The organism is Flavobacteriaceae bacterium, assembly GCA_003443635.1.
GTDB lineage: Bacteria > Bacteroidota > Bacteroidia > Flavobacteriales > Flavobacteriaceae > AU392.
The window spans coordinates 1,976,145-1,991,547 of record CP031964.1; the positions used below are offsets into that span (position 1 = coordinate 1,976,145).

At 31.0% G+C, this 15,403-nt stretch carries 14 protein-coding genes; 3 read left to right on the forward strand and 11 right to left on the reverse strand.

Annotated elements, in window-relative coordinates:
- The first annotated feature begins 101 nt into the window (after nt 1–101).
- Together D1817_09030 and D1817_09035 are read left to right on the forward strand one after the other, a co-directional pair.
- Nucleotides 102–1,328 carry a hypothetical protein gene (locus D1817_09030; GenBank protein AXT20021.1) on the forward strand — a complete coding sequence of 409 codons (1,227 nt, stop codon included), beginning with the start codon at nt 102–104 and terminating at the stop codon, nt 1,326–1,328.
- 158 nt (nt 1,329–1,486) lie between these two features.
- Nucleotides 1,487–2,239, forward strand: coding sequence for a hypothetical protein (locus tag D1817_09035; GenBank protein AXT20022.1), 753 nt, complete (start codon nt 1,487–1,489; stop codon nt 2,237–2,239).
- A gap of 462 nt (nt 2,240–2,701) precedes the next feature.
- Here the strand turns inward: D1817_09035 and D1817_09040 are convergent, their stop codons facing one another.
- From D1817_09040 to D1817_09090, 11 genes are all read right to left on the reverse strand, one after another.
- Entirely contained in the window at nt 2,702–3,853 is a 1,152-nt protein-coding gene (locus tag D1817_09040; GenBank protein AXT21255.1) for a class A beta-lactamase-related serine hydrolase, read from the reverse strand.
- 514 nt (nt 3,854–4,367) lie between these two features.
- Nucleotides 4,368–4,931: a DinB family protein gene (locus D1817_09045; GenBank protein AXT20023.1), complete on the reverse strand. Its 564-nt coding sequence runs from the start codon at nt 4,929–4,931 to the stop codon at nt 4,368–4,370.
- 234 nt (nt 4,932–5,165) lie between these two features.
- On the reverse strand, nt 5,166–5,393 hold the full coding sequence (locus D1817_09050) for a hypothetical protein (protein AXT20024.1): 228 nt from the start codon (nt 5,391–5,393) through the stop codon (nt 5,166–5,168).
- Nucleotides 5,394–6,264: 871 nt separating this feature from the next.
- The gene (locus D1817_09055; GenBank protein ID AXT20025.1) at nt 6,265–6,444 is read right to left on the reverse strand and encodes a hypothetical protein; all 180 of its coding nucleotides are present in this window, start codon (nt 6,442–6,444) and stop codon (nt 6,265–6,267) included.
- 518 nt (nt 6,445–6,962) lie between these two features.
- Entirely contained in the window at nt 6,963–8,159 is a 1,197-nt protein-coding gene (locus tag D1817_09060) for a class C beta-lactamase-related serine hydrolase (protein ID AXT20026.1), read from the reverse strand.
- A 71-nt stretch (nt 8,160–8,230) separates the two neighbouring features.
- Nucleotides 8,231–9,157: a hypothetical protein gene (locus tag D1817_09065; GenBank protein ID AXT20027.1), complete on the reverse strand. Its 927-nt coding sequence runs from the start codon at nt 9,155–9,157 to the stop codon at nt 8,231–8,233.
- Nucleotides 9,158–9,194: 37 nt separating this feature from the next.
- A complete protein-coding gene (locus D1817_09070; protein ID AXT20028.1) occupies nt 9,195–10,091 on the reverse strand; it encodes a hypothetical protein in 897 nt (298 codons plus the stop codon).
- A gap of 58 nt (nt 10,092–10,149) precedes the next feature.
- A complete protein-coding gene (locus D1817_09075) occupies nt 10,150–10,941 on the reverse strand; it encodes an AraC family transcriptional regulator (protein AXT20029.1) in 792 nt (263 codons plus the stop codon).
- A 236-nt stretch (nt 10,942–11,177) separates the two neighbouring features.
- Complete coding sequence (locus D1817_09080; GenBank protein ID AXT20030.1) at nt 11,178–12,101, reverse strand: hypothetical protein; 924 nt, start codon at nt 12,099–12,101, stop codon at nt 11,178–11,180.
- Between the two features lie 158 nt (nt 12,102–12,259).
- Nucleotides 12,260–13,048 carry an alpha/beta hydrolase gene (locus D1817_09085; GenBank protein AXT20031.1) on the reverse strand — a complete coding sequence of 263 codons (789 nt, stop codon included), beginning with the start codon at nt 13,046–13,048 and terminating at the stop codon, nt 12,260–12,262.
- 122 nt (nt 13,049–13,170) lie between these two features.
- Entirely contained in the window at nt 13,171–14,040 is an 870-nt protein-coding gene (locus tag D1817_09090) for a hypothetical protein (GenBank protein ID AXT20032.1), read from the reverse strand.
- Nucleotides 14,041–14,220: 180 nt separating this feature from the next.
- Between D1817_09090 and D1817_09095 the strand changes: the two genes are divergently transcribed.
- Nucleotides 14,221–15,240, forward strand: coding sequence for a hypothetical protein (locus tag D1817_09095; GenBank protein AXT20033.1), 1,020 nt, complete (start codon nt 14,221–14,223; stop codon nt 15,238–15,240).
- Nucleotides 15,241–15,403: the final 163 nt, after the last annotated feature.

Here is a 15,403-nt window from a genome sequence, read left to right on the forward strand (position 1 = left end):
AAATTTAAACACTTATAACGAATAAATACTTGTTCATTAACACACGTTAACACTGATTAACATAAGCATAATTAATATTAATATTAGCAAATACAATAAAAATGAATATAGAAACAAAAATCACGACATTACTAATTTGCCTAACATGCTTTTTAAGCTCATGTCAAACTAGAAAACAAAAACAGATTAATACTACTGTACAAGAACAAACCAATGAACAAATAAGAAAGCAAAGTACACAAAGCATAGTTATTCCAATGGATTTAAGTTCCCGTCGTCCTGTTGTAGAATTAATGATTAATGGTAAAGGGCCATACAAATTTATTTTTGATACTGGATCTATGACACATGTTATTGATGAAAAATTAGTTCGAGAAATGGAATTAGAAATCGTTGGAGAAGATCCATTAATAACACCTGGATCTAGTAGCAAATTGGTGTCTAAAAGATACCTCGTTCCTAAAGTTGGGTTCTCTCAAACAAATTTATTAAAGGATTTGGAAATGAATGCCATAAACTTAAGGTCAATGTTACCATATGATGGTATTTTAAGTGGTATGTTCTTTGAAGACTATTTATTAACTATGGATTATCCAGATTCTAAATTAGAAGTTGCATTGGGAACATTAAATCAAAATGACAATGATGTCGTATCTTTTTTACAAAAACCAAGAGTACTTAACTTAAATATTGATATCGCTGGTAATACTATAGAAGCACATTTAGATACTGGAAATCCAGCTTTTATTACACTTCCTTATGAGTTGAAAGATAAATTAAAGTTTAAAAAACAACCTGAAAAAGGCAATGGAATTAGAACACCAGCAGCAACTTTTAAAACGTGGAATGCCCAAATAGATGGTGATATAAAAGTGGGAGGTGTTATATACAAAGATGCAAAAATTATTCTTGCTGAAGGGCCAAAAACAGCAAACCTAGGTTTTGGAGTACTCAAAAATTTACGAACTACTATAGATAGAAAAAGTAATTTAATAAAGTTTGAAAAACAGGAGACATCCAATATAACTAACGAAAAACAAACACCTATTCAATCACCTACTTATGCTGGAATTTATGAAGGTGATAGAAAAATATCAAAAAACGATAATGGAGACTGGGTTTATAGAAATGCAGCAGCTCCAATTGATTTAAAACTTGTAGAAATAGAAAAAGATCTTTATGAAATGAAAATACCAGAAGGTGTAAGAGCTCCAATAGAAATTCCTAAAATTCAATTTATAAGGAACGATAAAAACCTAATAACTAGCTTAGCTTTTATTTATAAAGATGGAAGAAAAGATGGGCCTCATAAAAAAATCTCAAATTAAATTTTTTAATTAACTTCATAATTATGAAAAAAATGTTTTTATAAGTGTAAGATTTAGTTTTGACCTTGATGTAAAAATTAAGAATAGTACACTAGTTTTTGATAACAGAAAGAATACTCAAAATCCATTTAAAAGCTAAATAATTAAAATAAATTGATATGATATTTAAAACGTTTACACTTCGTAGAGCTTCAGTTCTGATTTTTTTAACATTATTTATAGTATGTAGAGGCTTTGCTCAAAATCAAAATGATGGCGCCAACATTAATCTTTTAGATGATGTCATTTCGCAATATCATTCAAGTGTAATTGGTATCTCAAAAACTGATCTTATTAAAGGCCAAGAAGCTATGAAGACTTATCTACTTAATCTTTATGGCAATCGAAACAAATTATTAAATTATAAAAGCCATTTTACAATACCAGTTTATGAATTGCTAGAATATGAAATTGGTTTATCTCAAACAGAAAATGATAATCAGTTTGCACATTTGATAATTTGGTCAAAAGAGAATGGATCTAAACAAAGAATAGCTGAAGTAATCTTTGAAAAATCTATAGAAAAAGGTGATGATATTCCGAATGAACTCGCTAAAGCTCGTGAAAAATGGATGAAGTTATGCAACTCTAATAAATCAGGAAAATTGGTAAAGGAACTTTATACGGAAAATGCTATATATTTTAATAGAGGAAGAATTCTAAGAGGCCATACCCAACTAGCAAACGAATATAGTTATATGGACAGTCCTACTTACAAATTACAGCTAAAACCAGAACATATAGAAATGGTGTCAGAAGATATTATATTTGAAATAGGAATGTGTAGTGGATCTTACCCTTTGCCTTATGTCTTGGTTTGGAATAAACAGCCAGATGGAGTTTGGAAGATATATTTTGATTCGAATTATTGATTCTAATAGAATAATCACATTCCACACACATTACGCTTCCCTCCTACGTCGTCGCATAATAAGCGTTCTATTAACTTCAGTAAAGTGTTAATGAAGTCATTAAACTATATAATCGAAATTCTAAAAAGCAATAAAAAAGCTCGAGTATTATACTCGAGCCTTTTTATTGTTATGATGTCTTTGTTAACTTACTTAAAACTGATTGTGCATTTTTATTATTAGGGTTCAACTCTAATGATCTTTTGTATGCTAGCACCCCTTCTTTTCTATATTTTTCTCCAAACTTAAGGAAACACTCACCTAAACTATCAAAGGCATTAGAGCTTTTTGGATAAGAAATGGTTAGATATTTGAAAATCTGTAAGGCTTCTTCTTTTTTATTTTGTTTTAAGAGCTCATAACCAAAGTTTGTAATACTATTTTCATAAAAATCATCAATTAAGTATTTTGATTTAGGATTCTTTAAAGAGCAATTATTTCATCAACACTTTTTCCTTCAGAATATAGTGTTTCCATCGTTTTAGGCAACTGCATTCCATAAAGAATATTTCTAACCTCTTGTTTTGGCATGGTTCTGTTGTAATGGTTTTGTAATATAATTACGGTTTTATCAGTATCTAAATTTCTTTCAATATAAGTTACATAACCAGGCCAACCACCACTATGTCTTGCAATTTTACCAAATGGAACTGTCTCTAATACACGCCAGCCAAAAGCATGCTTTGTTAAACTTCCATCATTTAAACTTCCGTTTTTAAAAATATCTTCCATACTTTCTTTAGAAACCAAAGTATTGGTATACAGTGCTCTATCCCATTTTAATAAATCTATTGTGGTAGAATTGATACTTCCGTCGCCAACAATACCATCTAACCATATTACAAATTTTGTTCTATCAAAATCATCTGGTAATATGTATTTACCTCCTACATAAATATAACCCGAAGCATAATTGCTGATTTTTCTAGTAGAAAGCCTGCCGTTATTTACAAAAGTACGAGTCATTTTTAGTGGCTTAAAAATAGCAGTGTCCAAAAAATCGGCATAGGTTGTACCAGAAACCCTTTCTATGATCGAAGCCAGTAATACATAGCCCGTATTGCTGTATGCTACCTTTGTATTTGGTTCAAAAAGAACAGTAGGGTGTAATTCTTTCAACATGTTGATTACATCCGTATTGGTTGCAATTTTGTTTACATCCCAAATGGGGTTCATTAAAGTCATATAGTCTGGAAGACCGCCTGTATGGTGTATTAAATTCCTAATTGTTATAGTGTCGTAATTAGATAACTCAGGAAGATGTTTTGTTATTTTATCATCAATATTCAATTTTCCTTGTTCCTTCAATATCATTATTGCCATCGCTGTAAATGGTTTAGTAACAGATGCTAATTCAAATATTGAATTCTCATTCAGTTTTTCCTTAGTATCTTCATTGGCAAGTCCAAATGATTTTTTGTAAATGATACTACCTTTTTCGGCGATTAGTATATTTCCATTAAACTGATTGGTATTATAAAGGTTTAAAAAAATGCTATCTATTTTTTGAATACGTTCTTGGCTGAAAATTGCTAAAGAGAACATGAATAATAATAAGGTAAGTATTGATTTCATACTATTTATTTTTAAAGTTTTAATTCTAATTTGTCTATTGTTTAATGTGTGCATATTGCTTATAATTTTAATTCGAAGCAAACATATCCTTACTGTTGCTACTACTCAATTAAAACTGACAAAGAGAATGAAAATCGAGTTACATTATTAAATAATTGTAATCAATTAGGTTCATCTAAAAAAAGAGTTGGTTTGTATAAATTTTTATGGTGTATAGATTATTTAGTAGCAAATACCAGATAACATATTAACTTTTGACGCATGATACAAGATTTAAAAAAACAAGAAAATAGTATTTAGAATAGTAACTTTAATAATATTTCTTTAGTAGTAAACCGCTTAATAGATTTACAAAACAACTCAATAACACTAATTCTTTTAATGATATCTTTATTGTTTTTAAACCCAATTTCCCACCGCTTGGCACGCCAAGAAAAGAAAAATCTTTTAGATTTATTCAAAATTCGCATATGTGATAAAAAATATAGAAGTTTCAATATATCTAATATCCAATCTATTTAGGCAATCGATTCTTTATAGTTAAAATTTGCCCCATATGATTGGCCGAATGTTCCATCACGTGATACCAAATATAATGATAGTTAAGTCCATCTTCTAGACTCGAAGCAAACCAATCATCATCTTTAGTTTTGAGTTCTTTTAGTGTTATTGCACGGACTTGATCCCATAAATCTAAATAATGCTGAATTGGCATACCTTTGAGCATGTTTTTAACCTCTTTGTTAATTTCGCCTGCAATCCCAAATTTATTTTGCTCATTTTCTGTCCACTCGCGACCTTTTAATGTTGCCGTTTGGTAATAGAATTCTGTAGAGACCAGATGCATAATCAACGATCCTATGCTATTGGCATTGTCATCATACAAGAAATCAGTTTGTGATTGATCTAAATCTTTAACGTGCTCGGTAATTCTGTCTTTTAAATCTTCCAACATATAGATCATTATACCAATGTTTGGTGAATAACCCTCAACTGGTTTCATTTCACCTTGCGCGTTCAACAATATCATTGGTAATAAAAGTAGTAAAAGGCTGGTTTTTGTTTTCAAAGATTTCATGGTGTCATTTTAAAATCAAAATCTATATTCAAAGATACTATTTATAATCAGAAGTTTTATGGCCATTCCATACACATTCCTCCCCCTATTCTGTAAATTCGTTAAAATAGGTATTCCATTATTTTTTATCTTCAAAGTAGATAGTTTCAAATTTCATCTATTTTTTCATTAAAGTTAATGAGTAAAGTTAAATTCAAAAAAAATGACTGTTATTTTTAACAGTCATTTAGCTTTTTATAATCCAAATTGGGAACAATCACAATCTGTACCAAATTGTAAAACTCCTTGTCCAGAACCAAACAATTCACATGCTTCACGGCATAACTCCGTAATAGTTCCTCCTGAATTTGAACAGGAACCATTTATTAATTGTAATTCTAGTTTGTTTAAAGTTTTACCTAATCCTTTTAAATTTTTCATAATTAAAGTTTTAATATTAAAACCATGAACATTTAATGGCATTCACGATATCTGCCAATTCCTCGCGCGATTAGTTAAAAGTAAGAAACAATGTACAGGTATTTATATAAGAATTTGTTAAAACTATAGTACGGTAGTTAAGTAAAAACTCTAAGAACTAAAAATATAAGAAAGAATATAATACAAATTATGAAAACTGCTCTTGATTGAAAGGATTCAAATAAACTATAAATCGGTATTATAAAAAGTATTATTAAAATTAATATAAGTTTATTCCCAATTTTTTTCATAATCCAAATAGAAACAAACTAAAAATAGTAAGTTTTAACTTTTTTGTTTTTTTAAATTAGTAAATAAAAAAAATAGTCCCGTAAGAAAAAATGGAAGACTTATTAAAAAATTAGAAGTAAGCCAATAATTCAAAAAAGAAAAGAAGAAAAAAATAATAGAAAAGATTTTCATAAATAATAATGATTTAATCAAAAATACAAACTTTTATAATAAAAAAAGGTTTCGTAAAAGTAAAAGCGAACCGAAGCTCGCTAGTTATCTAAGGCCTAGTATTGGTTGTTATACTATTAGTGCCTCGGACACGGATTTGTGGAGGAGGTGAAGTAATTAAACCTACAGAACCTCCATACACTTTAATGGGGTTCTTAATTTCGAATTCTTTGAATTTTTCTAGCATAAATATATTTTTAAGAATTTAATAAAACTACTAATTTAAAAAAGGATTAACTAATTGAGAGATTAAAAAAGTTAATACTATAAATAAATGTTTAAATTAAACATATAACCAGTGATGTAAATATTGAAATACTGTAGAATTAATGAAAATTATGGAATGAAGAAAGTAGTAACAACTTCGATCTATTAAAAAAGCGAGCCGAAGCTCGCTAGTATCTAATCTTTCTTATACACATATATGACACCCATCAGGCATAATTTGACATACATCAGATCCTGCACATGCGAAATAACTTTCAGGAGGAACACCAGGTAGGCATTCAAAGCATTCATTGCCTTCTCCTCCATTAATTTGTTTCTGTTCGTTTTTGTTTAGGGATCTTCCTAAAGTTTTTAAATTTTTCATAATAAAAAGTTTTAAAATTATTTAAAACCGTGATCATTTAATGGCATTCACGATATCTGCCAATTCCTCGCGAGATGAAATAATAATACATCTAAAATAAAAAATAAAATTAATATGTTAGTATATAAGAAAATAAAAAAACGAACCGAAGCCCGCTTTTCTCTATGTTAATGGAGTACCGGCAGAACCAGGATATTTGGCAATAACAAGCTGGTCCTCTTCTAAAAGATTCGAAGAACTACCTCCAAAAACTTTTATAGGATTTTGAATTTCAAATTGTTTAAATTTTTCTAACATAACTATAATTTTTTTAAATTATTAATAACTCAAGATAATAATTATAACAACAATCAACAACTGCTTTTAAAAAAGATAATTCGCATATAATATTATCACGTTTATAAATCAACAGGCCTTACCTTATGAATGACTTCTGTACTTATCCAATAAATGTTTGACAACTCACCTTCTTCTATAAAGTCGGATTTTTTCATTGCTTAATTTTATACTGTTTATTGTTACTTAATAAAAGCGGGCAGGATTCTTGTCGCTACTACAGATACAGGATCATCAACTTCACGATGGGTAGTAGTCACAATAACCAGATCAAGCTCTTCAATCACAATGATCGTTTGTCCACTGCCGCCTCTGGCTGCTTTACTCAAATAACTTTTACCTCCTACAAACAAATCGGCCTGCCACCAGAAATAACCATAAGCTGTACCAGAAACACCACCAGCGGTACGATCATGTTCATCACTTTGATCAACAATTTTACTGGTCGCTCTTGCAATAAATGTTTCCGGAACAAGTTGTTCTCCATTCCATTGGCCTTTGTTGATCGTCAATATTCCCCATTTGAGCATATCTCGAGATATCATGCTCGTACCACTTCCTGATCTTGGCAAGCTACTAATATCATCAGTCAGCCAACTATAATTAGTGATGGACATTTTGTCAAGGAGTTCATGTTTAATAAAATCTTTGGCCATCCCCGGTACGACAGCGTCAATAACTTGCATTACCAATCTTGGGTTGAAATTGCCGTATAAAAAGTTTTGAGACTCTAAGGTAATAGGCGAACTATATTCAAGAAGAGTCTGAACTAGGCCTTGACCCTTTAACGAAGCAGAAGTTTTTTTGAATCTTTCTCTCTGTTCTTTACTGATGTTAAGCCCTCCACGCATTGTCAATGCTTGGTGTAGTGTAATCTTTTCTACACCTTTCACAAATTTTGTTGAATCTAAGTTTTTGAGAAAACTGACCAGCGGCTTGTCTAAATCGGCCATAGTAAGATATCCTAACTGGATAGCACGACCAAGTGCTAGACTAGTATAAGATTTGGTCACTGACGCTTGTGAATGAGGGAGGTTTATACGACCACGTCTATAGTAGGATTCAAACAAGAGCTTGTTCTTGTGAACAATAAGGAAACTGTCAAAGTTACCATATTTATTATCTGCAATATCCTGCGCCAGTTTAAGAATCATTGCTCTATTTCCACCATCTACACCTAATTTGCCTACTAATATATCATCTTGTCTTTCCATTGGTGCTGCATCAATAAAGGCTTTTTTGAGATAAGGAATCTCACTGTATGAGAGCATGGTTTCGGCGACTGTAACCTCCGGTGCACGGTTATCACTTTGTTGGGCAAAGCCATTATTTGTTAGTATAAGAAGTATTAAAATTAGAAATTCTGTTTTGCTTTTCATAGTTTTTACTATTTCTATTTTCGTTGTTTGACAGCATTAATTTTTAAAATTTTGCATATTAAATATTACACTTATATATCAGATGGCTTTACTTTATGAATAACTTCTGTACTTACCCAATAAAAATTTGATAACCCACCTTCTTCATTATATCTACCAAAAAATAAATATTTACCATCTGGAGTGATGCTAGGACATGTTTCACCAAAGGTAGAGTTTACCGATTCTCCAAGGTTAATTGGTTTTGACCATGTTCCGTTTTTTTTCTTAAAACAGACATAGATTTCGTTGTCATTTCTTGCCTCATCTTCTTTGTTTCTAGCATTTACTACTAAATAATCTTGAGAAGGAGCAATAAAAGCGTGTACCCCAAATTCAATATTAACCTCCTGAGTTTCTGGAAACCTGCCATTCTTGTTGAATGCATTTTGTATTTTAATATTTCGTCTATCTGATATGTTGGTATAAAAAAAGTCTCCGTTTTTTGCTTGATTCGGATAAAAAACTTTGTCATCATTTATAGGTGAATCAAGTCTTCTTGCATTGCTCCAGGAATTCTCTAAACGATCTACATGCCAAATTTTAACATCTGTATTATCTGCGTTAAGCCCTACAAAATAAATCTTTTTACCATCTAAGCTAACGAATGGATGCATTTCCTCGTCTTTCTCGCCTTTGGTAAACTTTGCTTTTTTTACAGGCGTCCATTTTTCACCTTCGAGTTTTGAGAAATAAATATCTGTAAGCCCTCCGTCTTTATTGGCTGAAAAATATACTTCATCTAAATTGGGAGAAAACGAAATACCATGCTCATATCTTCCGTTAAGTGAGATGGTTCCAGGAGCAAAAATTTCTGGAATCAACCTTGGCGGTTTTTGTCCAAAATAAAGATTTTGTATGGCTGATGATTTGTTGTTGTTTTTCTTTTGTTTTTTAGTAGTACAAGCGTTTAGAAATACTGTGAATACTATAAATAAAATATAATAGATTTTTTTCATTTTTTAAACTTTTTAATTATTACAGAAAAATATAAGGTTATAAATCATCAGGCCTGACCTTATCAATAACTTCTGTGCTCACCCAATAAATAAAATTATCATCATCTTCGTTCCATCTACTAAAAAATAAATATTTACCATCTGGAGTGATCCGTGGACCTGCTTCATCAAAAACAGAATTTATCTTATCTCCAAGGTCAAATGGTTTTGTCCATGTTCCGTCTTGCTTCTTGAAATAGACATAAAGATTAAGGTCCTCAGTTTTATTTCGAGCATCTACCACTAAATAGTCTTGAGATGGGGAAATACACGCGTGAACCCCAAATTCAATATTAACTTCTCGTGCTTCGGAAAATTCACCGTTTTTGTTGGGTGCATAATACAGTTTCCTTTTTGAAATATTAAAATAATAAAGATCACCGTTTTTAGCTTCAATCGGATTAAAAATGTTATCATCATTTATAGGTGAATCAAGTTGTATTGCATCGCTCCAAGAATTTTCAAGACGGTTTACGTACCAAATTTTGCTATAATCATTTATAAAATAAATTCTTTTACCATTAGGACTCATAGATGGATGTGATTCATTACTGCTCTTTCCTTTTGTGAAATTTATTTTCTTAAGATTAGTCCATTTTTTGTTTTCTAGTTTTGAGAAATACACAGTTCCATCCCAGTTTTCGCTTTTTTTCTTAGCCGAAAAATAGAGTTCATCTAATTCAGGTGAAAAAGAAATAGCAGCTTCATTTCTTCCTTCTAAAGAAACAATACCAGGAGCAAAAACTTCGGGAATCATGCCTGGTGGTTTTTGTCCAAAATAAGGACTTTCTATAATTAGTGAATCATTTTTTTTTGATTCTTGCTTTTTAGGGTTGCAAGCGTTTAAAAAGGATATCAGTGCAAGTACTACAATTATAGAATTATAATTTCTCATTGTTCTAAGTATTATTGAATGTTTCTAATTAAGAAAACAAACATACTTCTTAAGAAGATTACCAGTCTTGTAAAATCTTGCTGTTCTTTTTATAATTGCCAGGAGTTACTCCAACATATTTTTTAAAACTATGCGTAAAATGACTTTGATCATAAAATCCAGATTCAAGTGCAATCTCTACCAAAGGAACATCACTATAAAAAAGCTTTTTTGAGTTCTCTATTCTAATGGCAGTTAGATATTCCAGAGGAGTTAAACCAATATTCTTTTTAAAGTTTTTTTGTAGTGAAAATTTATTTACTTTAAATTCTTTTTGTAATGACTCTAAAGTGATTGATTGGTTGTAATTTAGAGACAAGTAATTTAGAATATCGTCAAAAGGTTCATTAGTATTTTTCTTTAAGTAAGATGGTTTAACATCGTTTAAAGTATCTAAGAAAAGATTTTCAATGATCTTAAAAATTGAGGTTTCATTTATTTCAAAATCACTATTACGATAGGTGATAAAATAAGGAAAGCTTGCCAGGTAAGAATACTCAATATTTATTTTTTTTGAAACATTTTTGATGACATCGTCACTTATATAAAGTGCTTTATAAGCCCAAGTATTGTTTTTATTGCTCCAGTTTTTATGGATGGAATAAGGAGGGATTAATTGTAAAGCATTCTTGCTGACCAAAAAATTTGTATTGTTAAATGCAATGTTTTCACTACCATATTCTATATAAGCCAAACTCCAAGATTGATGAAAATGAAAAGGGAATTTTTTATCAATAAACGTAGCAGATTTAAGTTCAATGCCGTCTAGTATTGATAGTTTTGTGGTCTTTACTTTGTTTATTTCTATCATTTACACTAATACTTGAATTATGTATCCAGTTGATTTTATATAATTATTTTTAGAAATACCTAAACTATAAAAAAAGAGACTCTGTTTATTAAACTTTTACGTATTTACAATTTCTTTAACCTTTAGGTATGAAGCAAAATAAATACTTTCATTATTTGATTTTAATGGCTGTTCTCGATCAATAAGGATTTGTATCATGATATGTACAAGTAGTTTCAAAATTATGAATACTAAATTTATTGTTCCTTCTTAAAATAAGCCGTTTTTAACTTATGAATAACCTCTGTGCTCACCCAATAAAAGTTTGGTAGTCCACCTTCATCGTTATATCGACTAAAAAATAAATATTTACCATCTGGAGTGATACTCGGGCTTGTTTCACGAAAATTAGAATTTACTTCATTTCCAAGGTTAATTACTTTTGACCATATTCCGTTTTTCTTCTTAAAATAGACATAAATATCGCTGTCATTTCTTCCATCTTCTCTGTTTCGAGCATTTACCACTAAGTAATCTTGAGATGGGGAAATAAAAGCGTGAGCACCACCAATTTCAACTTCTTGTACTTCGGGAAATTTACCATTTTTATTGGGAGCATAATACGTTTTTAGTTTTGAAATATTAAAATAAAAAAGATCTCTATTTTTGGTTAGATTCGGATGAATAACTTCATCATCATTTATTGGTGAATCAAGTTGTATTGCATTGCTCCAGGAATTCTCGAAACGGTTTACATACCAAATTTTACCGTTCTCAAAATTAGAATCGTAAGCGGTAAAATAAATCTTTTTACCATTAGGGCTGACAAAAGGATGCAATTCTCCAGCTTTTTTGTCTTTTGTAAAATTTACTTCTTTAGGATTTGTCCATTTTTTGTCTTCGAGTTTTGAAAAATATACACTTGGATTTCCGTCTTCTTTAAATACTCCGAAATATACTTCATCCAAATCAGGAGAAAACGAAATACTACCTTCACCTCTTCCGTTGATTGAAACAATACCAGGCGCAAAAATTTCAGGAATTAAGCCTGGGGGTTGTTGGCCTAGATAGCGATCCTCTAAGGGTGGAAAATCAGAAGTGTTTTTTTTCTGCTTCGTAGTATTGCAAGCATTTAAAAACATTACAAATACAAGTATTAAAATAAAATACGGTTTTTTCATTATTTAAACTTTTTTAATTATTGAGAATGCATAGCTACAATTGCTCTCGTTATATATTGGTTACTATTATTCGATTTATTTGTTTTATGATTTTAAGTTTCAGTCAATTTCTACTCATAAAAAATGATTAAAATAAAGCATATTGTGTTTTAGATTCGTTATTCTTTTATCAAGTCTGATAACCAAATCACACTCCGGAGTGTAGTCATAGGAAATGATGTTTGATGATTACCCTCAACCACAATGTGTTGTAAGGTTAAACTCTCATCGTTTATGCTTTTAAGCATGGTAATAAATTTTTCGAAATTAGAGGTGTTTTTTTCCTCCAATATACCATAGGAAATAAAAACATTTGCGTTCAGTTTTTTTCGCTCTTCAGCTGTAGTAGACTCAAGTTTGTAAATTTTCTGTATAACTTCATGATCAACCCCAAGATCAGGACTACCAAGAATGAAATTTTTAAAGGTATTGGGGTGATTCGATAATATGTAAGCACCAACTACACCACCCCAAGAATATCCAAAAAAAGTACGTCTTTCATCATCAGCACGGTACTTGCTTTCTACCGTCTTAAAGACATCTTGACGAAGAAAGTCGTTCACATAACTGTCCAAATTCCCATAGTTCATTCCTTTTGGCCAGCTAAGCCCAACAATAATAACGTCTTCTATCAGATTTTCAGTGGCCGCAGATAATATTTCGATATGCTGCACCGGAGAAGTAAAATAGAGTACAGGGTATTTTAAATCTGTGTTTTCTTCATATCCTTCCGGCAGTTTTATGTAAAGTGTATTTAGTGTATCTGTTTCAGAATTACTGACCTGAATGACCTGGGTTCTGGGCATTTCATATGCCATTGGTGTATCATCGTTTACCTTATTTTCTTGAGCAAAGACAGTGTTTAGCGATAATACACAGGTCAATATTAATAATTTTGTTGTTTTCATGTTTTCTTTCTTTTTGTAATTTTATTGAATATTGGTTTGATAATTGGTAGTTAAACTATCTGCACTTAAAGCGATTCGCAACCAATCTTTTTTCTGCATTGATGAACATGTTCTATGGCTTACTATTTGGGCCTAAGTGTCTCAATAATTTGCGCATCCACCCAGAATATCTCTCCCATTAATGAGCTATCAAGATCAAGACTGAAATAGAAAAGATATTTTCCATCTGGCGTTACGTACCCTCCCTTCTGTGAGATACTTGTGTTTACCTTATCACCTAAGTTAATAGCAGTTCCCCAAGAGCCGTTCTCCTGCCGAAAACTAACGTAGATATCAGTACCACCATAGCCACCATCTCTTCTACTCTCCCACAAAATATAGGACTCATCAGGTGCAATGAAGGGGTGGATGTTCACTTTTCCCGCATTTATCTCTTTACTAAATGGCTTCGGCGCTTCACGTACACCATTTATCAGTCGAGAATATCGAAGAACAAAATTTCCATCTTTAGCATATTCATCAAAAACATAAGTGCCTTTGGACGAAGTCGTAAGACGCATGATGTCGATGTCTTCAAATGCGGGACCAAGACTTTTAGGCTCTGACCATCCATCATCGGTTCGCTCCCTATATTGGTTTTTAAAAAACCTAGTTTTACCATCAGGAGAGAAAGACCCACGCACCCCAGGTTCCGCTTCTGATTCGTGCCATCGATTATTCTCGAATTTAAAAGCCAAATCCGAAATTTTTCCGCTTTTGTTGTTTCTCCTACCAAAGTACACCTCTTTCATGTCGGGTGAGAAGAAAAGGCCCCACTCATGATCCTCTGTCGAAACAATACCCGGAGCAAAAACTTCGGGAGTTAAGCCTGGTGGCTTTTGTCCGAAATACCGATCTTTTAAAGGTGGAAAATCAACATCGTTTTTAGTATTGCATGAAGCGAAAAAGATTGTAAATACAAGTATTAAAAATATAAATTTGTTGTTTTTCATGTTTATTTGTTTACTTAAATTTTGAATAAATGTATGGTATATTCAATGTGTAAATTCATCAATAGGGTAAACACAACAATTAAATGATAAAGTCATTTCGTCATTGATATACCGCTTTTGTAAGAAATTAAAGAATATTGTTTTTGTAAATAGTATCTTCATTAGCTATTAAAATAGTTTATGCTTAAAAAGTCAATAAAGAATACAATTTTTATAAACATAGGCGCCTTTTTATTGGTGCTTATTCTTGAACTAATGAGTAATTGGTTATTCATAGATCGATATGAAACTAATTATTCTTTTTTCTTACATGATCTTAATTATACAATAGCCATTATGGCCATCATTTGGATGAATCATTTTGTTCTCATTCCTTTTTTTTTAGATAAGAGACGCTATTTTTTATATGGCATCTTACTCATTGGGATCATATTTTTTATTTCTTATTTAAAGGGAAATAAGAAAGATGGCTGGTTAGATGTTTCTAAATACTTTTTCTATTTTATTTATACTACTGGAGCCGGAATGGCTGCCTTTTTTTTAAGAAGAAATATGATCATCCAAAGAGAAAACGCCGAGAAAGAAAAATTACAAAAAGAAATGGAGCTTAATTATTTAAAAGCACAGGTAAATCCACATTTTTTATTCAATTCTTTAAATAGTATTTATTCGCTTTCGCGGAAACAATCATTAGAAACCCCAGACCTTGTAATGCAACTTTCAGAATTAATGCGGTATCAATTAGAGAGTTCTAAAAAAGAGACCGTTTTATTAAAAGAAGAGCTTGAGTTTATAGAAAACTATTTATTTCTTGAAGAAAAAAGACTAAGCAAGCGTTGTACTATTGAGTTTTTAATTGACGGAGATTTGTCGGACTTAAGAATTTCTCCGATGTTGCTCATCCCTTTTGTTGAAAATGCTGTTAAACATGGTGCCCAAAGTACGAATAAACAGAGTTCCATTGATATTTCTGCCACTATAAAAAACTCCACTCTTCACTTTAGTGTTGATAATTCAAAGCCTCACAAAGTTTCTTCATTGAAAAGAACAGGACTGGGTCTCGAAAATGTGAGAAGACGTTTAAATCTTTTATATCCTAATTCTCACGTATTAGAAATTGATGATAACGAAAAAGAATATTATGTAAATTTATCTATTGATTTATCAGTTTCAAAATTTAAAAAAACAGTTAATGATTAAAGTTGGTATTATAGATGACGAAATACTACCTTCACCTCTTCCGTTGATTGAAACAATACGCAGGAGCAAAGATTTTAGGGGTTAAACCAGGTAATTTTTGACCAAAATAGGGATTTGCTATAATTGATACCTCATTAACTATTGCTTGCTGTTTTTTCTATTA

What these genes read in the sequence shown, in the direction of transcription:
- D1817_09030 (AXT20021.1), top strand. Translation starts at nt 102, where the DNA reads ATGAATATAGAAACAAAAATCACGACATTACTAATTTGCCTAACATGC.
- D1817_09035 (AXT20022.1), top strand. Translation starts at nt 1,487, where the DNA reads ATGATATTTAAAACGTTTACACTTCGTAGAGCTTCAGTTCTGATTTTT.
- D1817_09040 (AXT21255.1), bottom strand. Translation starts at nt 3,853, where the DNA reads ATGAAATCAATACTTACCTTATTATTATTCATGTTCTCTTTAGCAATT.
- D1817_09045 (AXT20023.1), bottom strand. Translation starts at nt 4,931, where the DNA reads ATGAAATCTTTGAAAACAAAAACCAGCCTTTTACTACTTTTATTACCA.
- D1817_09050 (AXT20024.1), bottom strand. Translation starts at nt 5,393, where the DNA reads ATGCCATTAAATGTTCATGGTTTTAATATTAAAACTTTAATTATGAAA.
- D1817_09055 (AXT20025.1), bottom strand. Translation starts at nt 6,444, where the DNA reads ATGAAAAATTTAAAAACTTTAGGAAGATCCCTAAACAAAAACGAACAG.
- D1817_09060 (AXT20026.1), bottom strand. Translation starts at nt 8,159, where the DNA reads ATGAAAAGCAAAACAGAATTTCTAATTTTAATACTTCTTATACTAACA.
- D1817_09065 (AXT20027.1), bottom strand. Translation starts at nt 9,157, where the DNA reads ATGAAAAAAATCTATTATATTTTATTTATAGTATTCACAGTATTTCTA.
- D1817_09070 (AXT20028.1), bottom strand. Translation starts at nt 10,091, where the DNA reads ATGAGAAATTATAATTCTATAATTGTAGTACTTGCACTGATATCCTTT.
- D1817_09075 (AXT20029.1), bottom strand. Translation starts at nt 10,941, where the DNA reads ATGATAGAAATAAACAAAGTAAAGACCACAAAACTATCAATACTAGAC.
- D1817_09080 (AXT20030.1), bottom strand. Translation starts at nt 12,101, where the DNA reads ATGAAAAAACCGTATTTTATTTTAATACTTGTATTTGTAATGTTTTTA.
- D1817_09085 (AXT20031.1), bottom strand. Translation starts at nt 13,048, where the DNA reads ATGAAAACAACAAAATTATTAATATTGACCTGTGTATTATCGCTAAAC.
- D1817_09090 (AXT20032.1), bottom strand. Translation starts at nt 14,040, where the DNA reads ATGAAAAACAACAAATTTATATTTTTAATACTTGTATTTACAATCTTT.
- D1817_09095 (AXT20033.1), top strand. Translation starts at nt 14,221, where the DNA reads ATGCTTAAAAAGTCAATAAAGAATACAATTTTTATAAACATAGGCGCC.